Source organism: Methylovulum sp., from assembly GCF_028687615.1.
Taxonomy (GTDB): domain Bacteria; phylum Pseudomonadota; class Gammaproteobacteria; order Methylococcales; family Methylomonadaceae; genus Methylovulum.
Genome location: NZ_JAQTZU010000026.1, coordinates 20,697 through 41,281, shown reverse-complemented (window position 1 = coordinate 41,281; position 20,585 = coordinate 20,697). Strand labels below are relative to the sequence as shown.

Here is a 20,585-nt window from a genome sequence, read left to right as displayed (position 1 = left end):
GCCGACTTTCAATATCAACAAGAATTGAGGCTAGCTTTTTGCCGCGATACCGCTGGATCAATGACTCTACAGTATCATTCAATTGTGGAAGCAGATCGAGAAACGCTTGATTGCAAAGTCCCTCACTGTCAACGAGCGTACCGTCCAAATCAAAAATTATACAGATATTAGCCATTTATCGAGAAGCCCAACGTTACGGTAAGGGGGCTGCCCGCCCTATGGCCTACAGCAAAGCCGCTTACCTGTGAAAAAAACTAACTTCGCCTGCCGGAACGGCGGCACGTCCCTTTAACCGGCTTGTTGGGCTAAACAACACCCACCAAGCTAAGTGTTGCCCGCTTAATGGCTTTTGAACATTATTCAGCATGAGGTAAGCGATACCCCGCTACCGATGGCACTAAAAGCCTGGTTCATTATTTCGGTAGAAACCCTTGCCCTGTTCAAAACAACATCACACAAGAACAGAAACACCACAGACACATACGCAATGTACCCATAGCCTATGTAATTGTTAAAAATAATGGCGAAAAACCAATTTTGCTCGAAGAGATAAAAATAAGTGCTGAACAGCGTAGCCGTAAACAATAGGCTACCCGGCAAGAATAGTTGTGCAACGGCACGCTCTTTTAGAAACGAGGCAATGACCAGAAGCCCGAACACAACAGCGTTTGTACCTGAGAATATCCTAATGTCAAGCAATAGTTTTTCGACAACCTCAGCGTATTTGCCTTGAATTAGCGCAACTAGATTAGACTGCGCTTGACTGAGGGAAGTCATGCGCCAATCAAAGCCCTGCCGGATATTGCCAGCGAGCTTCTTGCGGCACTCACAACTGAGATCGCCCATCTGTGCGACAACGGCGGTCACCTTCTCGGATAGACCTTCTTTGAGGGCTTGCTGAAGACTGGCAATTTCGCCTTGATACTGTTTAGCGAGGAAGCCTGCGGCTTTCTCAAGAGACGGATGAAGAAGATTTTCAAATTTATTGCGAACCTTGGCTTCCACTTGAGTGCGGATAAACTCCTTACCAGCTTGCTCAAAGTGGATGGGCGACAAGAAGGTGGCAACAAACACGAATGCGAACAGCATAAATCCGGCAAAACCTACAAAGCGGAGTGATAGCTTCATTTTTATTCCTGAATGCCCAACGTTACGGTAAGGGGCGCGCCGCTAACGAAAGCGAAACGAAGCCGCCGAACCTTGATAAAAAACCAAATTCCAAAACCACCAACGGGCGGTGCATCCCTTTAACTGACTTGTTAGTCTCAGCAATACAACCAAAGCTAAACCGCCACCTACCAAAACAGCTTGATTTGCCCCGATGTACGGCGAACGCCAAACCCAACGATGACCGGACTTTACCACCGGAGCCAAACGTGGGCAACTTGAAAAAGATGGGGGCAACCGGTAAACAACCAAGACCCAAAAAGTAGAAACGCCAGAGCCGACACGAACGGCTTGCTTACCGCTAACGCGCCGCACAAAACAACCTGAAGCCAAACCCAGCTTGCAGGCAGAAGCGGCAAGGACGAAAGCAACCAGGCCAAAAACGCAACAAAAGCCCAAGCCCGACCAAAAATGCCAACTAAAAGAGCCAATAACCACAAAGGTGGGCAGGAAGCACCACCTGACAAAAGCTAACTGTTGCCGGCAGAGATTCAGGTAAACGCCGAAACCAACAAAGCCAAACCTAAAACCGAGTTTTGGAGAGCAACGGAAACCAACCACTTAACCCGCCAAGCCTGCCAAAAAAAGTAGCCAACTGAGCAAACCGAAGCTAAAGCCAGACAAGGCAAAAGCTAAAGCCAAGCTGCAAATGAAAAACGGCAGCCCGAACCAAACCCAAAAACTTGCCCGTCACCACCGAAGCTGACGAAGGCAAACCGAAACTTGAACCCTTCACCCCAGAACAGCCTAACGTAAAGCTAAGGGGCTCGCCTGTCACGGAAGACTGGCGAAACCACCAAAGCTGAAAAAACTTCAAATCTTCAAAACCGCCACGAAAAGGCGCATCCCGCTTGAGCGTAATATTAGGCCGCCAAACTATGCAATGTAGCTAAACCCAACACCGAGTAAAAAACCAAACCACACACCGAACGCTGCCTTATATCTTAGAAAAAACCTAGCGGATTGATGTCATAACTGACCAGCATATTTTTGGTTTGCTGGTAATGATCCAACATCATTTTATGATTTTCACGTCCCACGCCTGACTTTTTATAGCCACCGAATGCGGCATGGGCTGGGTAATGATGATAACAATTCGTCCACACACGACCTGCTTGAATGCCTCGCCCCATGCGGTATGCGCGGTTCATATCGCGTGTCCATACACCCGCGCCTAAGCCAAATTGCGTATCGTTAGCAATCGCCAAGGCTTCCGCTTCATCGGTAAATACCGTTACCGCAATGACTGGGCCGAAAATTTCCTCCTGAAAGATACGCATGTTATTGCTGCCCTTCATAATCGTTGGCTCAATATAATAGCCTCCTAAAAATCCACCGCTTATCGACGCGACATTGCCGCCGGTTAAAACATCAGCACCTTCATTCCTGCCGATTTCGATATAGCTCAAAATTTTATCAAATTGTTGCTTAGAGGCTTGTGCGCCTACCATGGTTTCGGTATCCAACGGATTGCCACGTTTAATTTGTTTGGCGCGGGCAATGACTTTGGCGATAAATTCATCATAGATGGATTCTTGAATCAACAAGCGTGAAGGGCAAGTGCAGACTTCGCCTTGATTAAAAAATGCCAACATTGCACCTTCAACACATTTGCTGACAAACGCATCTTCCTGATCCAAAACATCCGCAAAAAAGATATTCGGTGATTTACCGCCCAACTCAACGGTTGAAGGGATAATATTTTCAGCCGCGCATTTTAAGATGTGCGAACCGACAGGCGTTGAGCCCGTGAACGCAATTTTTGCAATGCGCTTGCTGGTGGCTAATGCCTGACCTGCTTCCACACCGTAACCGTTGACAATATTCACCACACCCGCAGGCAATAAATCACCAATGAGTTCCATCATCACCAAAATCGACGCGGGTGTTTGCTCGGCGGGTTTCATCACCACACAATTACCGGCGGCTAAGGCGGGAGCCAGTTTCCAGCAAGCCATCAGTAACGGGAAATTCCACGGAATGATTTGCCCAACCACACCGAGCGGTTCATGAAAATGATAGGCCACGGTGTTTTCATCAATTTCACCAATCGAGCCTTCCTGGGCGCGAATACAACCGGCAAAATAACGGAAATGATCGACTGCCAACGGAACATCAGCGGCGAGGGTTTCGCGTATGGGCTTGCCGTTGTCCCAAGTTTCAGCAATGGCTAATAGTTCAAGATTCGCTTCGAGTCGGTCGGCGATTTTCAGCAGTATATTGGAACGGGTTGTGACTGAGGTTTTGCCCCAAGCTTCCCGTGCTGCATGGGCTGCATCCAGTGCCAACTCTATATCCTCAGCAGAGGAGCGGGGTATTTGGCAGAACACTTCACCGTTGACAGGGCTTAAATTGTCAAAATACTGGCCTTTAACGGGTGCAACCCAGTTGCCGCCAATAAAATTACCGTAACACGCTTTGAATTGGATTTTGCTATCAGGTTGGTTGGGGGCAATATAAAGCATGATTTCTCCTAATCAGGGGTGAATGAAAGTAACCTGATGATTTTAACAGCTTGCTGTTGATTTGAGATGAAGTGTTTTTTTTCGTTGCTGATTAGGACGGGCTATAAAAAAGCCTAACGTTACGGTAAGGGGCACGCCGCTGACGAAAGCGAAACGAAGCCACCGAACCTTGAAAAAAACCAAACTTCAAAACCGCCAACGGGCGGCGCGTCCCTTTGACTGACTTGTTAGGCCAGGCAATACCCGCCAAAGCTCAGCAACCACCAACAAAAGCAGACCAGTTTGCCCCGATGTGCGACTAACGCCTAACCCTGCAATAACCGGACTTTACCAACGAAACAAAACCAAAGCAGCGTGGAAAAATTTGTGTAACAATCAACTCCATCCGTTCCGTTTATTTAAAGCTTTAAGCTTGGGTGTTGTAAACGGTGGTCAAAAAAGCTTGTTCACCCTACCTGACTACAAAAATCACATCTGCCAAGGCAGTAAAAACTTGCGGTTTTCCTTTGTAACCAAAAGTGACTTTCAAATCTTCCATTTTTTTGCTTTTGAAGTTATCGAGATATTTCGTAATTGTCGGTTCTAGCAGGTCAAGATTTCGCTTCAATTTCCAAGAGCTATTAAAACCATCTGAATCAACAAGCACAAGGAATAATCTGTTTTCAGAACCAAAACGCATTTCACCTTGGTTTTCATACAGCCATGTTGCAAGCATTCTAGGATTACTCTGTGCATCCTTAAGAATTTGTAATTTTTCGTTTTTCAATGTCGCTAAAACAGAATGACAGAACCCATCATTTCTATCATTCATCCGTTCAGTAATTTCATGATAAATTAAAGTGGCCCCCAAAACCCAGACAAAAAACACCTGTGTTAAGATAGAACTCAATTAGCACTCCAGCTGAACGGCGCCGTCCCGATTTTGTTGTACGGGTTCTGATGCCTCACCCGTATCATTAAATTTATCCACAATCTTTGCACCGCCGCCGATAGCCGTTTTATGGACTTCATCGGGCGTTTTGTAAGCCAGTGATTGATGCCGGCGTTCCTGGTTATAGAATTGGAAGTACTGCGTCAATCCCATCAACAAGTCCGGCAGGTTGCCGTGCTGCTTTAAATACACTTCTTCGTATTTCACGGTCCGCCACAAGCGCCCGACAAAAATGTTGTCCAGCGCCCGGCCTCGCCCATGACCCACATGGATGTGGGAAATGCAGATATTGCAGGAGCAAATATCTGTCCATGCTGATGGTGATGTTGTTCTTCAGTAACACACCGGTAAAGGCATCGCTGGTAAACTGGGCGCCTTGGTCGGTGTTAAAAATAGCCGGTGTGCCGTATAGCGTGATGGCCTCTTCCAGACTGTCCACGCAAAATCCGGCATCCATCGTATTCGACAGCCGCCATGACAGCACCTCGCCTAAAGCGCCTACTGTTGGTGCGGCTGTACCAGTCGATGATCGCGGCCAGATAAACAAATCCGCGCGGCAGCCGGATATAAGTGATGCCAGTGCTCCAGACCTGATTGGGCCGGGTAATCTCAACGCCGGCAGGTAGGGGTAAACCTTGTGCTGCGGATGCGGTTTGCGGGTATTCGGGCCGGGGGACATGCCGACCAAGCCCAGTTTTTGCACTTGTGCCCTGAGGGTATGAGTTTCTGCACCCGCTTGCGGTTGACGCTATAGCCGCATTCACTCAGGTATTCCTTCATACGGCGTGAACCATAAACCAACAGTAGGCGCTTTAGGCGACGGGGGTCGCGTGTACTCTTCATCCAACAAGCGCAATAACACGAGCTCATCCTGATCCGGCGCTTTCAACAAACGCTTGTTCTGCTCATAAACGACTGGACGTGTGACCTTAAGAAGCCTGCATTGCGTTGATAATGCAACCGCATCATTGGGTTCTATCCAACTCTGGCGTTCAGTTAAAGGCTGAGCCCAGACTTTTTTTCTTGTGCCCTTTATGCCCCAGAGGGTACAGAGGGTATAAGCCAATCCAGCTCCATATCCAACTGCCCAATCTTGGCGTATAACCGGTCAGGGCCGCTCTGTGCGTCGGCCACTTTGGGCCCTCGTTTACCTTCAAACAAGCTGCCGGCATTTTCCAGTAGCTCTTTTTTCCATTGACTCACCTTCGGGTGTACCCCATGCCTTTGATCGCTTCTAGGGCAACCTTGGCTTTTTGGGTTCCCGTAAATACCTTGCGTTTGCTTTCACCCATTTTCTGTCTCAATTTTGGATCAGAGTATGGCTTAAACTACTGTCTGGATTTCGGGGTCCACTATAAACGAGATACAAACATTGCCTTTCCTTATTTTAAACAGAGATAACGCTTTGTCGCGGATTCAAATCCTATTCTTGCTGCAACAACCCCAGCACCTCTTCATTATCCACCCGATCATAAATCTCAGCGACAGTCAGCGTCAGGCCGACCGACTCAAAACACACGCTATCGCCCCAGAAATAATGCTCGGAAACCCAGCCCTGGCTAAGGCGGCAGACTTCAACATCAACAAAATCCTGCTCGATCAGCACATATTCTTGCAAGCTGGGGATGCTTTGGTAGGCCAGGCGTTTGGTGGTTTCGTCCATGCGCCGCGAGCTTTTTGACAACACTTCCACAATCAGCGTCGGTGATTGGCTGTAATAGCTGTGCGGGTTTGGCTCATCACAAACCACCATCGCATCGGGGTAGAAAAACTTGCTGCCAACTTTGACTTTCAGGTCGGAGCTGAATGGTTCGCAGGGTTTGCCTTGCAAATGGTTGCCCAAATGCCGATAAATATTCCCGGCGATGCGTTCATGGTTACGGCTTGCGCCCGCCATTGCGAACACTTCACCGTCTATGTACTCATGCTTGGTTTCGCTGATTAACTCACCTTCCAGGTATTCGTCTTCACTCATCCAAAAAGTCTTGATTTGTAAATTTGCTGACATGGCTGTCCCCTAGTTAAAAATGCCCTAAAATTATTCCCCGGCCACCGACATTTTCTCAAGCAAGATCGACCCGGTACGGATGTTGCCGCGATAATCGACATCATTGCCGATGGCGACAATCTGCTTGAACATGTCTTTCAAATTTCCCGCGATGGTGATTTCTTCGACCGGATATTGGATCACGCCGTTTTCCACCCAAAAACCCGCCGCGCCGCGTGAATAATCGCCCGTGACCATGTTCACGCCCTGCCCCATCAATTCCGTGACCAGCAAGCCTGTGTCCAGTTGTTTGAGCATCGCGGCAAAATCCTGTTCGCCGGGAGTGATGGTCAGGTTGTGTACGCCGCCGGAATTGCCGGTGCTTTGCAAGCCCAGTTTCCGCGCCGAATAAGTGCCCAACACATAGCCTTGCAACACACCGCCACTAACTAAATCGCGGGCTTTAGTCGCCACGCCTTCGCCGTCATAAGCTGCGCTGCCTAATGCGCCTAGCAGGTAAGGCTGTTCGTGGATATGGACAAAGTCAGGGAAGATTTGCGTACCCAATGCATCCAGCAAAAACGAAGATTTGCGGTATAAATTGCCGCCACTGATGGCGCCGATAAATGAACCTAACAAACTGCTGGCGATTTCCGCGCTGTACAACACCCGACATTGGCGGGTGCTTAATGACCGTGCGCCCAAGCGTCGTACAGTGCGCTCGCCCGCTTTGATACCGACACTGACCGCCGGCTCCAACAACTCCGCATTTCTGGCGACGGTGTACCAATAATCGCGCTGCATACTGTCGCCGCGTTGCGCCAGCACCGAACAGCTCAAGGAATGGCGGGTGGACGCATAGCCTTGCAAAAAGCCCAGCGTGTTGCCTAAGACGCGGATGCCTTGGTGGGTGTTGACCGACGCGCCTTCGGAATTGCTGATTTCAGCATGGTAGCCCCGCGCCGCGTCTTCGCACTCAATCGCCAAGGCAATCGCTTGCCCGGCACTGACTTGCCACGGATGGTATAAATCCAAATCGGGGAATTCAGTTTGCAACAGAGCGTTATCTGGCAAACCGGCGAATTCGTCTTCGCTGGTGTAACGGGCGATGCTACATGCCGCGCTGACGGTCTCTTTAATCGCTTCGGGCGACAAGTCGTTGGTGCTGGCCGAGCCTTTGCGTTGCCCGAAATACACGGTGATGCCCAAGCCTTGGTCGCAATGGTGTTCGATGGTTTCGACCTCGCCCAGGCGCACGGAAATTGACAAACCGTTTTCTTGGCTCAAGCCCGCTTCGGCGGCCGCAGCGCCTTGGCGAGCGGCTTCGTCCAGCAGGTTTTGGACGATATTTTTTAGTTCGTTGATTTGTTCTTGTGGTTGCACAGGTTGTCCTTTTTTGGCGTTAGGCTAAAAGCATAAAACCACGCAGGCCACTATCGTATGCGTGTCCGGCGTGGTTTTGAGGTTGGCACAGGCCCTAAACAGGGTAACGCCCATCATCGTAAATGCAAGCGATTTTCGATGGCGGGTGTCGGTTATGGTTTATTTAGGCAAAAAGAAAAAACATTGTCCACGAAAAACACGAAAAACACGAAAAAATCAAGAAAACATATCAATTTGTGATGTTTTTCGTGCTTTTAGTGTATTTCGTGGACAAATGATTAATCAGTTGTTGCGAATCTGTGGCGGTTTATTGTTTGCGGCTTGCCTTAATGCGATATTCCGCCGAGCGGGCATGGGCGGTCAGGCTCTCACCCCGCGCCAACACCGAAGCGATTTTGCCCAGTTTGTCCGCGCCGGATTCCGAGCAGTTAATCAGGCTGGTGCGTTTTTGGAAATCATACACACCCAGCGGTGACGAAAAACGTGCGGTGCTGGAGGTCGGCAAAACATGGTTGGGGCCGGCGCAATAATCGCCCAAGGCTTCGGCGGTGTAACGGCCCATGAAAATCGCCCCGGCGTGGCGGATTTTTTCGCACAGGCTTTCAGGGTTTGCCACCGACAATTCCAAATGTTCCGGTGCGATGAGGTTGGCGACCTCCACCGCTTCATCAAGGTTTTGGACTTTTATCAATGCCCCGCGTGTACTTAACGAAACGCGGATAATGTCGGCGCGTTCCATCGTTGGCAGCAATTTGTTGATGCTGGTTTCGACGGCGGCAAGAAAATCCGCGTCGTCACTCAATAAAATCGACTGGGCGTTTTCGTCATGCTCGGCTTGCGAAAACAAATCCATCGCAATCCAATCCGGGTTGGTCTTGCCGTCGCAAATCACCAAAATTTCTGAAGGCCCGGCAATCATGTCGATGCCGACTTGCCCGAACACCAGTTTTTTCGCCGTGGCGACATAAATATTACCAGGGCCGACGATTTTGGCGACTTTCGGGATGGTCGCCGTGCCATACGCCAAGGCCGCCACCGCTTGTGCGCCGCCGATGCTGAACACACGGTCTACGCCAGCGATATAGGCCGCCGCCAAGACCAATCCGTTGGTCTCGCCATTCGGTGTAGGCACCACCATAATCAAATCCGCCACGCCCGCGACTTTGGCAGGAATCGCGTTCATCAACACGGAAGACGGGTAAGCCGCCTTACCACCCGGCACATATAAACCTACGCTGTCCAACGGCGTGATTTTTTGCCCCAGCACCGTACCGTCCGCTTCTTCATATTGCCACGATTGCATTTTTTGATGCTCGGCATAGGCGCGGATACGCCCGGCGGCGGTTTGCAACGCTTCGGATTGCGCGGCGGGCAGGTTCTCCCACGCGGCTTTCAATGCGGTTTTGGACAATTCCAATTCGTTGGCATTGCTGATGCTGCGGTGGTCGAAGCGGTTGGTGTAGTTGATGACGGCTTCATCACCATTTTTGCGGACATCGGCGAGGATGGCTAAGACCCGTTGTTGGATGTCCAAGTCATCGGTTTCGTCCCAGGCTAACAGTTGGTTTAGTTGTTGGTTGAAGTCTGGGGATTGGGTGGTGAGTTTTTTGATGGTGATAGGCATACAAAATTATTTAAACAGGGCTTTTAATAAGTGAAAACATTTAGCGATCCGAGAGCCGGAGCATTTATTTGATTACATCTGTTATTTCTTCTGTGTGTGGCGTTTTTCTAAACCGCAACTTTAATCTGTGAGTACGTTTAGCTTCTTCGATTAGAGTTTGATGTTTTACTTCCAATTTCGGAATCCTTGACGAATGTATGATGTACCCAATTTTCAAAAACTTGCTTTTATTATCCCGCAGTTCTTGCAATTCCTTTTTTTCCGACAACTTATCGATAGTGTTTTTTATTTGATTTACACCAGCTTTAACATCGTAGGTACTTTTCAACTCAATATAGATTTCAAGTTTTGTTTCCACATCAATCGCAAGCCAATCGCATTTTTTGAAAAGGACACCATTTGCAAGAACATCGTTTTCAAAAATACTATTTTTACCGTCAATTTTGCATTTTCTAATTTCGCGTTTCCCTTCATTTTCCATAATAAATTGGGATTTGCATTCACGATGTTCTTCATCTTTAAATACAATTTTTGTATGCCCCACTATTTCACATGGGTCATCCATCAATATCTTCCATGAAAGTTAATTTTTCAAATAGGTAGGCAAAATGCTCTGAGACCTCATCAATCATATTGGCATCAATCAATTTCAATTCTTGGTTAAGGATGGATTTTACCGTGCCGTTATTGACAACATAAGCCGTCACATCGTTAAAATCCACCCATTCAGATTCCGGGACGACTTCGCGGAGCGCGTCCAAATCTTGGTAGTTTTTTGATGCTGCGACATTACCCGCTTGGATGAGGTTGTTGAAGGCGGTCAGGATGTAGGGGCTGTGAGTGGCTATCGTAAAGGAATTGAAGCCATTGATGACAAGATTTTCTTTTCCACTTAGTTCCTTCAAATAATTGTAAGCATTAGCAACCAGTAAAACCATTTCATTTTGGGATACAGGGAACAGATGTGTTTCAGGTTCTTCAATTATAAAATGACAGGCAATATAAGAACCTCGTCTATAAGGCTCTGTTGACAAAAGCACTACCAACGGCAAAGCTTCTTGCTGTCCAGATGAGGCATCGGCAATATCGATTTTACCTTTTTCATTGATAATCCAATCTTTGCCTTCCTCAAATGCAAAATCACCACCAATAATTTTCTTAATGGCAGAGCTTGTCCGTTCTTTGTGAGGCCATTTTTCTATATATTGTCTTGCTTGTTCATAATGTTTTCCAAACCGAGTTAAAAAATAATCTATTTTTATTTCTGAACTGAGATAAGAAAAAATACTCTTGTCCAAATTGGCGAAAAAAGAGCGGCCAGCCGGAATGTAAAAAACTCTTTCTAAATAAGGTTTTGGATTATTTTCAAATAAAATATCAATTAAAACTGCTTCCAAGAATGAAAATGACTCAGCCAACAGTATATTTAAATTTCTATTTTTTCCTTTAAAAAATAATGGGTTGTGAATGGCTTTTTTTATATCAAATCGACCATCTAAATAGGGGTCTTGATCTCGAGCATCTTTTAAATGAAAAAAAACATCACGGATAATAAAATTGCTGTTTAATTCCAAAAGAAGTTGGGATGAAGATTCATTTTGATTATCTACCAAGCGATTAGCAATTGAGACCGAATAATATTTGTTTGAGTAAGAAACAATAAACTTTTGATTTTCCCAAGTATATTCAGGAAAAATCTTTTTGAATTTAGTTAAAGCCAGTTTATCGCAACCTTCCTTGGTAGTCATGCCACGATAGACCGCTTCAATCAACGTCTGCGGATATTCCTTAAAAAAATAAATCAACTTAGAAATCAAACTCTTCCCTTGCGCTTGCGGGCCGATGAAGAGATTGATTTTCTTAATCTCAATTTCCGCATGTTCAATGGCAAGAAAGTTGTCGATGACTAATTTTTCCATGATGCGCTTAGTTTTTAGGTTGATTTATAGTAAATCTTCGATTTTCCAAGGGTATTCCGAATCTGTCGATTAGGTGGTTCTTTATCATTCAATCAGATTGACTTTAGCCGCCAACTTTTTATCGAGTGTAAGTAATTCAATATGATAGGCTTGTGCGCTGGCTGCAATAATTGAATCAGGCAATTTGGTTTTATGGGTGCGCCTAAACTTGATAGCGAGTTCTTCGATTTTGTCATCGATGCTTAAATATGCCATTCGATCCAATAAGCTATTAATAGCCACTGTTTCTGATTCCGTAATAGTAGAAAAACTTAACAATTCCATTTTTGTGATGGAACAGTAGGCGCATTCGTTAATGCTTATGTTTTTATCTGCCAAAAGTGCCAATACCGCAGACGATCTTTGATACATGCCGATAATGATATTGGTATCGAGCAAGTATTTAATTCCACTCATTACGCATATCGTTTTGAATGGCTAAAGGATCATTTTTAAATGATGGCAAATCGGGCAATTCATTCACAATATCAATTAACAGCTCGGATTTTTTACTTGATGCGGCGTAGCTGTTCAGTAGTTTCTTAATCAATTGTTCAGGTTGAAGATGTTCATGGCTCGCTAGCTTGTTAAGTACCAATGCTGTTTCATCTTCAAGCTCTATAGTTACCATAACAGCTTACCCCCATATCAATGTGTTATCGTTTCGCCAATGTCTGCTCAAACTGCGCCAACAACTCGGCAATGGCGGCGTTCTTCATTTTCATCGCGGCTTTGTTGACCACCAAGCGGGAGCTGATGTTCATGATCAATTCGCGTGGTTCCAGATCATTGGCTTTTAAGGTGTTGCCGGTATCGACCAAATCGACGATGCAATCGGCCAAGCCTACTAATGGGGCAAGCTCCATGGAGCCGTAGAGTTTGATGATTTCCGCTTGTATGCCCAGGCTGGCGAAATAGCGTTGTGCGGTTTTGACGTATTTGGTGGCGACACGCACGCGTCCGGTGATGGGCGGCGCGTCTTTGTGGGCGGCGGTCATCAATCGGCAACGGGCGATGTTCAAATCCAGCGGCTCGTACAAAGCTTCCGTGCCGTGTTCAAGCAGCACGTCTTTTCCGGCAATCCCTAAATCCGCCGCGCCGTATTCGACGAACGTCGGCACGTCGGTGGCGCGGATGATGACCAGTTGCACATCGGGGCGCGTGGTTTGCAGGATAAGCTTGCGGCATTTGTCGGGGTCGTCGGTCGGCACGATGCCCGCTTCCGCCAAGAACGGCAGGGCTTCTTCGTAAATGCGGCCTTTGGATACAGCTATCGTCAACATAGTACAACCTTTATTTGGCGACCCGGCGGATGGTGGCGCCGAGCTGGGTCAATTTTTCTTCGATGTGGTCGTAACCACGGTCGATATGGTAAATGCGGTCAACGAGGGTGCTGCCTTCGGCGACCAGGCCCGCGATCACCAAGCTGGCGGAAGCCCGCAGATCAGTCGCCATGACGGGCGCACCAGTCAGGCGTTTGACCCCGGTACAAATCGCGGTGTTGGATTCCAGCTTGATGTCCGCGCCCATACGGTGCAGTTCCTGGACGTGCATGAAGCGGTTTTCAAAAATGGTTTCGGTGATCACGCCCACGCCTTCGGCAACGGTGTTCAGGGCGATGAACTGCGCCTGCATATCGGTGGGGAATGCCGGATACGGCGCGGTGCGCAAAGACACGGCCTTGGGCTTTTTACCGTGCATGTCCAGTTGGATCCAATCTTTGCCGGTAGTAATGTCGGCACCCGCTTCGGTCAATTTATCCAACACCGCATCAAGGATGTCGGGGCGGGTTTTTTTCAGTTTGACTTTGCCTCCGGTGATCGCCGCCGCGACCAGATAGGTGCCGGTTTCGATGCGGTCAGGCAAAATGTCGTAATGGATGCCGGTTTCTCCCAATTTTTCGATGCCTTCGATAACCAGCACATCGGTGCCGATACCCGTGATTTTCGCGCCCATTTTGTTGAGGAAATGCGCCAAATCGGTGACTTCGGGTTCTTTGGCGGCATTTTCAAGCACGGTGACGCCTTCCGCCAATACCGCCGCCATCAGCAAATTTTCAGTTCCCGTCACCGTGACTTGCGGCAACACCAAGCGGCAGCCTTTTAAGCGTTTGGCTGTGGCATGGATATAACCGTTTTCGACGGTGATGTCGGCCCCCATTTTCATCATGCCGTTTAAATGAATGTCAACCGGACGGGTACCTATCGCACAGCCTCCAGGCAAGGATACATAGGCTTTGCCAAATCGCGCCAACAACGGGCCCAACACCAAAATCGAGGCCCGCATGGTTTTGACCAATTCGTAAGGGGCTTCGTAGCTGTTGATGGTGCTGCTGTCGACTTCGATGTTCATTTTTTCATCGACCAACAAATGTACGCCCATACGCCCTAACAATTCCATCGTGGTGGTGATGTCATGCAAATGCGGTATGTTGCCTACGCGCACAGGGGATTCGGAAAGCAAGGTCGCCGCCAAGATGGGCAAAGCGGCGTTTTTGGCGCCTGAAATACGTAGTTCGCCAGAAAGTTGTGCGCCGCCGGTAATAATTAATTTATCCATGCTATTGATTTATATTATTGATTTATAAAAAATAAATTGTAAGCAAGCTGAATCAGTTTTCAAGCTGGCTAGTAAAATAAGGGGGTTCGTCGAGACCGCTGATCTTGGCAAGATTCAGCAACTGCTTAGGGATATTACAAAACTTAAGCGCTGTCTTATTGCTACGCGCCTGTTTAATGCACTCTATCATCAGCGCAAGTCCGGCACTGTCAGTATTGGTGACGCGGCTTAAGTCAATGGTGATGTTTTTTGCCGAAGCTAAAAATGTCAGCGACTTGACCGTGTCTTTGGCAATGGTTATGAAGGTCAGGTCACCGTTGACCGCAAAACGTCCGCCGCCTTCATCAATAATTTGCAGGCAACTCACTTTTTTTCTTCCGATGCCGATTTGAACAGGAATTGTCCAATGGCTTTTTCAAGGATGATGGCGGGCTGGGTAATATCAATGCTGCCATTATCTTTCAGGAAAGCATCTGAACCGCCCGGCTCCAGGCTGACGTATTGCTCGCCCAACAATCCGGCGGTAAAGACGCTGGCCGTCGTGTCATCGGGCAAGGTGTTGTACTGCGAGTCAATTTTCATGACAACCACGGACTGGTAGGTTTTCGGATCAAAACTAATGCCGCTGACCTGGCCGATTTTAACGCCTGCCGCCGACACGGGCGATTTGACTTTTAATCCGCCGGAATTTTCAAAACGGGCGGTCAACGTGTATGTGTCTTGTTGAGTAAAAGAACTTAAGTTACTGACTTGAAAGCTCAGAAAAAACAGTCCGGCAATCCCTGCTGCGACAAACAGTCCAACAAGGGTATCCTGAGTGCTAGTGTGCTGCATGTTAATTGTCTCCAAACATGAGAGCGGTAAGAATAAAATCAAGGCCTAAAATACTGAATGCAGAATTGACCACGGTACGTGTTGTAGCGCGGCTGACCCCCTCCGACGTGGGGATGGCGTCGTAACCTTCAAACAAGGCAATCCATGAGGTCACCCAGCCAAACACAAAACTTTTGAAGACACCATTAAGAATGTCATCCTGAAAATCAATACTGGCCTGCATTTGTGACCAGTAAGCACCTTCATCGACACCCAACAAGCCGGAGCCGATCAATTGCCCGCCGACAATGCCGACGGCACTGAATATCGCCGCCAATAATGGCATGGACAAACACCCTGCCAAAAAACGCGGGGAAATGATGCGCCTGACCGGATCAACCGCCATCATTTCCATGCCTGACAACTGCTCGGTGGCTTTCATCAAGCCGATTTCAGCGGTCAACGCCGACCCGGCCCTACCCGCAAACAATAGGGCGGAAACCACCGGCCCTAACTCGCGCACCAAAGAAGCCGAGACCATCACGCCCAAGGTCGCTTCCGCACCAAAATCAGACAGCGTGTAATAGCCTTGCAAGCCCAATACCATGCCGACAAACAAGCCGGATACGGTAATGATCAGAAACGAGAGCACTCCCACCGAATACAGTTGGTTCAGCAATAAACGCGGTCTCAACAAGACACTTAAAATACCTGACAGGGTTTGTAGCAGAAAGAAAGTCGCCCGTCCCAGTTTAGTAAAACTGGATCGGGTGCTTTTCCCCAAATTCTGTAGCAATTGAATCATCGTTGATAGCGGCTTTACAGTCGATGTTAGGTGATATGGCTACGCCATAGGTAGGTTTTTGATCACGCCCATATCCATCATTCTTAGGCATAGGCGTTTAGCCGCTTGGATGGCAATATCCCGATACTGAAAAAGCTTATGGGTTTGGTCAGGCATCAGAAGGGATAATTGTGCGGCGTCACTGGGATGATGAAAATATATGCCAAGCTTACCCGCCATTCGCATAACAGCGGGCAATTATACATTATTTCATAACATGGGAGGGGTAAACCATGCCTGACGTCAAAGTGGCCGCCGCAAAAGACATCAGAAGTTATGGGTTCCCACGCTCTGGTGTAACTGCCCACAGTTAAGGAATAAACTATCAATCGCAGGCAATGGCCTATTAGTTTGTGCCTGTATCCTTGCATATCCTGTTTACCCAATTTTTACCCACTTATTTTGTTATGGACAAAAAACACGTTCAACATTTACCACCTTCAATAGCCATTTTACCCTTTTGTGGATACCTATCAGGAGGTCAAGTCAGTTCATCGCCTGCCATCGGTTCTCTATCTGGACTGGCGTTGAGCCAGGTGTCAAAAGCATTGAGTTCGCCTCGAGATTGTCGCTCACGAAAATAGGTCTCGGTCTTCAATGCGGAAACCTTTTCGGCAATGGCCATGACGAAAAACTGGTTCATTGATACATGCTCTTCCTCCGCCACCTTGCGGGCGTAAGAAAACAGAGATTCGGGGACGCGCAACGCATAGTTAGTCATCAGGTATTCTCCTCTTGCAGTTGGCGCAAAAAAGCGCCTGGGGTCAACACCGGCAGTCGAAAATGGCTGGCTGGAACAAAATCAGCAGTATTCAAGGTCACCAGCACTTCGGCACGGCCATTTAATGCGGTTTCCAGTACCATCTCGTCAGCCGGGTCGCGTAATTGTGGTCGCCAAAGGTAATGCAGGTGTACGGGTTCAATAAATAACGACAGTGCGTCCAGGAAGGCATCGGTCGTAGCCTCGGTTCGTTCGCTGACAGCCAATTGTTCTGGTCGCTTCAGCACAGCTTCGTATTCCAGCATCAGCGGCACCGACGCCAGTGCTATAAATTGACCGTTTTTTAGCGCCAATAGCAATGCAAACGAAGCTCCATTCCGGCTTCGTGATGCGGCGACGAGAACGTTGGTATCCAAAACAACACGGGGTATTTTCATATCGCATATCATATTACTCCGATTAATAAAGTCAAAACGACTTATTTTTTCAGTTGTTATGCTGGCAGTAAGTCAATTAATATCAAGGACAGCTTTAGGTGAGCGTGCAGCCATTCGTCAATCTGGCTTCTATGACAGCAGTGGGTCGGTTTTTACCCTTCAGCCAAACGTCATTTTGCACATTGTCTACGGCTGCTTTTGAGTGATTTTAAAAAGCAAGGCAAGAAAACAGAAACGCCAACAGATGCAGGCGTTGATCCGTCAAAACGGCCAGGCCAAATCCATCGCCCAGTATCTCAAAAAAGGCGCGGGCTACCGCTATCCATTGGGGAATTTCCTGAAAGGCGAGCCCCAATGGGAGGCCGAGTTGGTGGAAGAACTGGAAACGGAATTTGCCGACATCCGAAAACAGCTCGGCTTGTTGGGGAAGATCCGCGATGCCGTGCAGGATTACCGTAAGAGTCTCCAGTCGTGATGTCCTTATGCCAAGCCTTGTTCCCCTAACGCCTATGTAGCTAATGTTCAGATAACAACGCCTAGAAGGATCATTCGGCAATCAATAAAATCCACTATAATGGATTTTAACAAATGACTACCTATCATAATTAATAAAATCTATTAAAGTAGATTTTAATTGACATGATAAGACATTGCCTCTATAAATCCAGTATTGGAGAATTATATGAAGCGTGTCATCCCTACAGCCTTTCCTGCCGATCCTTGTCTTGATAGCCCTGCCACCTTGGGTGCGGCGATCCGTGCCGCCCGCACCCAGGCGGGTATGCGCCAAGTCGATGCCGCCTTAAGCATTGGCGTTGCCTTGCAGACCTTGATTGATATTGAAACCGGCCAGCCGGGGGTCAGTATTGGCAAAATTCTGCAAGTGGCGCAAGGCTTGGGGGTGTCGCTGTTCGTCCTGCCGCAATCGCAACGCGATAATGCCCGCCGGCGTTTGGCTGAGCTGACCCAACCGCCGCTATGAAGCTGGACGTTAAAGCCAACGGGGAGTTGCTCGGCTGGCTCAGTCTGGACAGCGGCAGCGGCCTGTTTGCTTTTGCTTATGCACCGGATTGGCTGGCAAAAGACATCCGCTTCCCGTTAAGCCCGGCCTTGCCCCTGGCTGCCGGAGCAATCACACCCGAACAACACAGTGCCGCCGTGCGGCAGTTTTTCCAGAATCTGTTGCCGGAAGGCCAGGCGTTGGACGATGCCGCGCAAGCCAACAAAGTCTCTAAATCCAACCTGATGGGTTTGCTGATCGCCTTGGGGCAAGAAACCGCCGGGGCGTTGTCGCTCAGTTTGGCTGATCCGCTATCACCCGCCCACCGGGAAACCACAAAACGCTTGCTCAGCCGGGATGAATTGTCCCAACGCATCCGCTCGCGCCCGCAAGAGGCGTTCACCGTCTGGGACGGCAAAGTCAGGCTGTCGATTGCCGGACACCAGGATAAAATTGCCGTGTTGGAAGAAAACCGGCACTGGTATCTGGTCGATGGCGACCGCTTGGCCTCCACCCATATCCTCAAACCCGAACCGCTACGCACCCGCCTGCAAGGCATGACCAGCAATGAACTGGCTTGTATGCGCCTGGCCCAGGCCGTGGGTTTGCCAACGGCGGACATCCGCCTGGAATGGCTACCCGAACCCGTAGTATTGATCCGCCGCTTTGACCGGATCAGCAAGGCCGACGGTGTGCAGCGGCTCCACTGCATTGATGGCTGCCAAGCCTTAGGTCTCGGTGTCAGCATGAAATATGAACGCCCTTATGGCGATGGCCGCGATGTGCAACATCTGCGCGATGGGGCGTCTTTGCCCAAGCTGTTTGCCTTGTTGACCCAAGCCAGCTCAAAACCGGCGGTCGACCGCTTGGCCTTGTTACGTTGGGCGATCTTTCAGGTGTTGATCGGCAACACCGATGCCCACGGCAAAAACCTGTCGTTTTTCATGGACACAGGCGGCTTGAGCCTGGCACCGGCTTATGATTTGGTCTGCTGTTTGCGCTATGCCGGGGACGGCATATCCGATACCCTGGCGATGGCGATTGGCGACAATTTTAACCCCACCGCGTTGACGGCCTATGACTGGGCGTTGATGGCGTATGAATGCCGGCTCAATCCCAAACTGGTCAGCCGCGAATTGACACAATTGGCGGACAAGATTTGTACAGTCTGGCCGGGATTGAGGGACGGATTGTTGGAACTGGGTGCCGAATTCTCTGTGCTGGAGGGGATAGAAGCCATTTTTTTGCAGCAATGCGGCAACGCCCAAAAGCTTGCGGTTGAAATCCCTAAGGTTTCTGTTGACTTGCTGAAGTGAAAATAGGCGGTGCGAGTTTAGACAAAGTGTTTTTATCCTGAAGGCGGCGTGAACTAACGTTCCGTTCAAGTTGAGGGATCCACGCCAACGCAGCCGAAAAATATCTAAAGAAGCTATTATTTTAAAACGTTTTTAGCCTATTTTTTATAACCAAACAATAAGTTCCGCAAACTCGGCAAGTTTTTCATTAATTCATTTGTTATCTTGTCTCATCCTTTCGGCAATCATAGGAAACAGTAATACGGAAATCATGCCGGCACTAACCAGAACGGCCGCCCGATCCGGCAACATAAGGTCGGACGAGACGCCGATTTCTGAAATGATGACGATCATCGGTAAGCCCGTGGCGGAATAAAGGGCAAAAGGCAGCCGATCGGCTGAAGATAAAACTTGACGGTAAAGCAAGACCGGCGCTCCGCGCACCACGACGAGCAAACCCAATAGGCTGATGATCTGGACGGATGCCAACGGATTCGCCCACAGCGCGGCAATGTCAAATTTCATGCCGGCGATGATGAAAAAAATGGGAATTAAAAAGCCATAGCCGATGGCATCCAGCTTCTGCCGGAGCAGCACACCGCCTTCGCCTTTACTGGCCATGCCCACCACCATGCCGGCCGCAAACGCGCCAACCACTACATTCATCCCAAACTCACCGGCTAAAACCACTAACAAAGCCTGGAGAGCAATACAGAGACGAACCGGCAATTGGCCGCTGCTTTGCATGGTTTTGGCCAGGATGTCGATCACCGCGGAAGACCGGGCGCGGACAGCCGTAGCCGCAATCAAACAGGTAATGCCCACAAAAGCCACGATGAAGACGGTATGTAAAGACGTACTATGCGCCGGGATGATCAGCAAGGAGATGACCATCAATGGGCCGAATTCACCCATCGCCGCGGCCGACAGAAGCAATTTGCCGAAGTCCGTAGCCAAAGTACCATCATCCCGTAGTATGGGAACCAATATACCGAGCGCGGTGGTCGACAAAGCCACGGCGGCCAATAACGGCGGCGCTTGAATCAGACCGATGGCATGGACGAGATACATGCAAATCATGGCAACAATAAAAGAAAGAAACCAGCCTCCGACGGCCAGCGTCAAGGGCTTGCCTTGAATTTCGCCGAGATTGATTTCCAAGCCCACCATGAACAGCAAAAAGGTCAAACCTAGCTCACCTAACATACCCACTAAGCCATCCGGGGTTACCCAGTTGAAAATATGGGGGCCTATAATCATTCCTAGCAGCATTTCAGCCACCACGACCGGCATGCGAAAGCGGGTGGGCATGCTGGCAAGCAAGGGTGCGAGAGCCGCCACAAGAGCGATCACAAATAGCGCTATACGGTAAGATTCCATATCTGTCTCCTAGGTTAGTGC

At 48.8% G+C, this 20,585-nt stretch carries 22 protein-coding genes and 1 pseudogene; 3 read left to right on the top strand and 20 right to left on the bottom strand.

Annotated elements, in window-relative coordinates; translation table 11 throughout:
• The 19 genes and pseudogenes from PHH59_RS14025 to PHH59_RS13935 form a co-directional block, all read right to left on the bottom strand.
• Positions 1-175, bottom strand: a 175-nt coding sequence (locus PHH59_RS14025) for an HAD hydrolase-like protein (protein ID WP_300017407.1), incomplete at its 3' end; no start/stop codon positions are given.
• A gap of 185 nt (positions 176-360) precedes the next feature.
• A complete protein-coding gene (locus PHH59_RS14020) occupies positions 361-1,128 on the bottom strand; it encodes a hypothetical protein (RefSeq protein ID WP_300017401.1) in 768 nt (255 codons plus the stop codon).
• 983 nt (positions 1,129-2,111) lie between these two features.
• Positions 2,112-3,632 (bottom strand): aldehyde dehydrogenase family protein, encoded by a 1,521-nt coding sequence (locus PHH59_RS14015; RefSeq protein ID WP_300017398.1) that lies wholly within the window; start codon positions 3,630-3,632, stop codon positions 2,112-2,114.
• Between the two features lie 451 nt (positions 3,633-4,083).
• Positions 4,084-4,521 (bottom strand): hypothetical protein, encoded by a 438-nt coding sequence (locus PHH59_RS14010; RefSeq protein ID WP_300017395.1) that lies wholly within the window; start codon positions 4,519-4,521, stop codon positions 4,084-4,086.
• Positions 4,522-5,855: pseudogene (locus tag PHH59_RS14005) on the bottom strand (IS3 family transposase).
• Between the two features lie 131 nt (positions 5,856-5,986).
• Entirely contained in the window at positions 5,987-6,571 is a 585-nt protein-coding gene (locus PHH59_RS14000) for a Uma2 family endonuclease (protein WP_300017392.1), read from the bottom strand.
• A 30-nt stretch (positions 6,572-6,601) separates the two neighbouring features.
• On the bottom strand, positions 6,602-7,933 hold the full coding sequence (gene pmbA / locus PHH59_RS13995; protein ID WP_300017375.1) for a metalloprotease PmbA: 1,332 nt from the start codon (positions 7,931-7,933) through the stop codon (positions 6,602-6,604).
• Between the two features lie 307 nt (positions 7,934-8,240).
• A complete protein-coding gene (hisD, locus tag PHH59_RS13990) occupies positions 8,241-9,557 on the bottom strand; it encodes a histidinol dehydrogenase (RefSeq protein ID WP_366145484.1) in 1,317 nt (438 codons plus the stop codon).
• 64 nt (positions 9,558-9,621) lie between these two features.
• The gene (locus PHH59_RS13985; protein ID WP_300017372.1) at positions 9,622-10,122 is read right to left on the bottom strand and encodes a hypothetical protein; all 501 of its coding nucleotides are present in this window, start codon (positions 10,120-10,122) and stop codon (positions 9,622-9,624) included.
• Positions 10,115-11,476: an AAA family ATPase gene (locus tag PHH59_RS13980; protein WP_300017369.1), complete on the bottom strand. Its 1,362-nt coding sequence runs from the start codon at positions 11,474-11,476 to the stop codon at positions 10,115-10,117. The genes PHH59_RS13985 and PHH59_RS13980 overlap by 8 nt, the downstream gene beginning before the upstream one ends.
• 84 nt (positions 11,477-11,560) lie before the next feature.
• Positions 11,561-11,932 (bottom strand): PIN domain-containing protein, encoded by a 372-nt coding sequence (locus PHH59_RS13975; RefSeq protein WP_300017366.1) that lies wholly within the window; start codon positions 11,930-11,932, stop codon positions 11,561-11,563.
• The gene (locus PHH59_RS13970) at positions 11,919-12,146 is read right to left on the bottom strand and encodes a hypothetical protein (RefSeq protein WP_300017363.1); all 228 of its coding nucleotides are present in this window, start codon (positions 12,144-12,146) and stop codon (positions 11,919-11,921) included. Before PHH59_RS13970 ends, PHH59_RS13975 begins: the two co-directional genes overlap by 14 nt.
• A 25-nt stretch (positions 12,147-12,171) precedes the next feature.
• Positions 12,172-12,798, bottom strand: a complete 627-nt coding sequence (gene hisG / locus PHH59_RS13965) for an ATP phosphoribosyltransferase (protein ID WP_019866079.1) — start codon at positions 12,796-12,798, stop codon at positions 12,172-12,174.
• A 10-nt stretch (positions 12,799-12,808) separates the two neighbouring features.
• Complete coding sequence (gene murA / locus PHH59_RS13960; protein WP_300017358.1) at positions 12,809-14,074, bottom strand: UDP-N-acetylglucosamine 1-carboxyvinyltransferase; 1,266 nt, start codon at positions 14,072-14,074, stop codon at positions 12,809-12,811.
• 52 nt (positions 14,075-14,126) lie between these two features.
• Positions 14,127-14,441 carry an STAS domain-containing protein gene (locus PHH59_RS13955; protein ID WP_300017356.1) on the bottom strand — a complete coding sequence of 105 codons (315 nt, stop codon included), beginning with the start codon at positions 14,439-14,441 and terminating at the stop codon, positions 14,127-14,129.
• Positions 14,438-14,908 carry an outer membrane lipid asymmetry maintenance protein MlaD gene (mlaD, locus tag PHH59_RS13950; RefSeq protein WP_300017354.1) on the bottom strand — a complete coding sequence of 157 codons (471 nt, stop codon included), beginning with the start codon at positions 14,906-14,908 and terminating at the stop codon, positions 14,438-14,440. Before mlaD ends, PHH59_RS13955 begins: the two co-directional genes overlap by 4 nt.
• Position 14,909: 1 nt before the next feature.
• Entirely contained in the window at positions 14,910-15,692 is a 783-nt protein-coding gene (mlaE, locus tag PHH59_RS13945; RefSeq protein WP_300017352.1) for a lipid asymmetry maintenance ABC transporter permease subunit MlaE, read from the bottom strand.
• A gap of 520 nt (positions 15,693-16,212) precedes the next feature.
• Positions 16,213-16,452, bottom strand: coding sequence for a toxin-antitoxin system HicB family antitoxin (locus PHH59_RS13940; RefSeq protein ID WP_300017350.1), 240 nt, complete (start codon positions 16,450-16,452; stop codon positions 16,213-16,215).
• The gene (locus PHH59_RS13935) at positions 16,452-16,889 is read right to left on the bottom strand and encodes a putative toxin-antitoxin system toxin component, PIN family (protein WP_300017349.1); all 438 of its coding nucleotides are present in this window, start codon (positions 16,887-16,889) and stop codon (positions 16,452-16,454) included. Before PHH59_RS13935 ends, PHH59_RS13940 begins: the two co-directional genes overlap by 1 nt.
• Before the next feature lie 202 nt (positions 16,890-17,091).
• Here PHH59_RS13935 and mobI point away from each other — a divergent pair, with 202 nt between their 5' ends.
• The 3 genes from mobI (at position 17,092) to PHH59_RS13920 (ending at position 19,205) form a co-directional block, all read left to right on the top strand.
• On the top strand, positions 17,092-17,364 hold the full coding sequence (mobI, locus tag PHH59_RS13930) for a conjugative transfer protein MobI(A/C) (protein ID WP_300017346.1): 273 nt from the start codon (positions 17,092-17,094) through the stop codon (positions 17,362-17,364).
• A 207-nt stretch (positions 17,365-17,571) separates the two neighbouring features.
• A complete protein-coding gene (locus PHH59_RS13925; RefSeq protein WP_300017343.1) occupies positions 17,572-17,871 on the top strand; it encodes a helix-turn-helix transcriptional regulator in 300 nt (99 codons plus the stop codon).
• Positions 17,868-19,205: a HipA domain-containing protein gene (locus tag PHH59_RS13920; RefSeq protein ID WP_300017339.1), complete on the top strand. Its 1,338-nt coding sequence runs from the start codon at positions 17,868-17,870 to the stop codon at positions 19,203-19,205. Before PHH59_RS13925 ends, PHH59_RS13920 begins: the two co-directional genes overlap by 4 nt.
• 192 nt (positions 19,206-19,397) lie before the next feature.
• On the opposite strand, the gene PHH59_RS13915 is transcribed toward PHH59_RS13920, so the two are convergent.
• A complete protein-coding gene (locus PHH59_RS13915; protein ID WP_300017336.1) occupies positions 19,398-20,564 on the bottom strand; it encodes a cation:proton antiporter in 1,167 nt (388 codons plus the stop codon).
• Positions 20,565-20,585: the final 21 nt, after the last annotated feature.

Excerpts from the sequence above, each read along its gene's own strand:
- PHH59_RS13975 (WP_300017366.1), bottom strand. The coding sequence starts at position 11,932 with ATGAGTGGAATTAAATACTTGCTCGATACCAATATCATTATCGGCATG.
- PHH59_RS14015 (WP_300017398.1), bottom strand. The coding sequence starts at position 3,632 with ATGCTTTATATTGCCCCCAACCAACCTGATAGCAAAATCCAATTCAAA.
- murA (WP_300017358.1), bottom strand. The coding sequence starts at position 14,074 with ATGGATAAATTAATTATTACCGGCGGCGCACAACTTTCTGGCGAACTA.
- PHH59_RS13915 (WP_300017336.1), bottom strand. The coding sequence starts at position 20,564 with ATGGAATCTTACCGTATAGCGCTATTTGTGATCGCTCTTGTGGCGGCT.
- PHH59_RS13970 (WP_300017363.1), bottom strand. The coding sequence starts at position 12,146 with ATGGTAACTATAGAGCTTGAAGATGAAACAGCATTGGTACTTAACAAG.
- PHH59_RS14000 (WP_300017392.1), bottom strand. The coding sequence starts at position 6,571 with ATGTCAGCAAATTTACAAATCAAGACTTTTTGGATGAGTGAAGACGAA.
- PHH59_RS13925 (WP_300017343.1), top strand. The coding sequence starts at position 17,572 with ATGAAGCGTGTCATCCCTACAGCCTTTCCTGCCGATCCTTGTCTTGAT.
- PHH59_RS14020 (WP_300017401.1), bottom strand. The coding sequence starts at position 1,128 with ATGAAGCTATCACTCCGCTTTGTAGGTTTTGCCGGATTTATGCTGTTC.
- hisG (WP_019866079.1), bottom strand. The coding sequence starts at position 12,798 with ATGTTGACGATAGCTGTATCCAAAGGCCGCATTTACGAAGAAGCCCTG.
- PHH59_RS13985 (WP_300017372.1), bottom strand. The coding sequence starts at position 10,122 with ATGGATGACCCATGTGAAATAGTGGGGCATACAAAAATTGTATTTAAA.
- PHH59_RS13980 (WP_300017369.1), bottom strand. The coding sequence starts at position 11,476 with ATGGAAAAATTAGTCATCGACAACTTTCTTGCCATTGAACATGCGGAA.
- mlaE (WP_300017352.1), bottom strand. The coding sequence starts at position 15,692 with ATGATTCAATTGCTACAGAATTTGGGGAAAAGCACCCGATCCAGTTTT.
- PHH59_RS13920 (WP_300017339.1), top strand. The coding sequence starts at position 17,868 with ATGAAGCTGGACGTTAAAGCCAACGGGGAGTTGCTCGGCTGGCTCAGT.
- PHH59_RS13940 (WP_300017350.1), bottom strand. The coding sequence starts at position 16,452 with ATGACTAACTATGCGTTGCGCGTCCCCGAATCTCTGTTTTCTTACGCC.
- PHH59_RS13935 (WP_300017349.1), bottom strand. The coding sequence starts at position 16,889 with ATGAAAATACCCCGTGTTGTTTTGGATACCAACGTTCTCGTCGCCGCA.
- mlaD (WP_300017354.1), bottom strand. The coding sequence starts at position 14,908 with ATGCAGCACACTAGCACTCAGGATACCCTTGTTGGACTGTTTGTCGCA.
- hisD (WP_366145484.1), bottom strand. The coding sequence starts at position 9,557 with ATGCCTATCACCATCAAAAAACTCACCACCCAATCCCCAGACTTCAAC.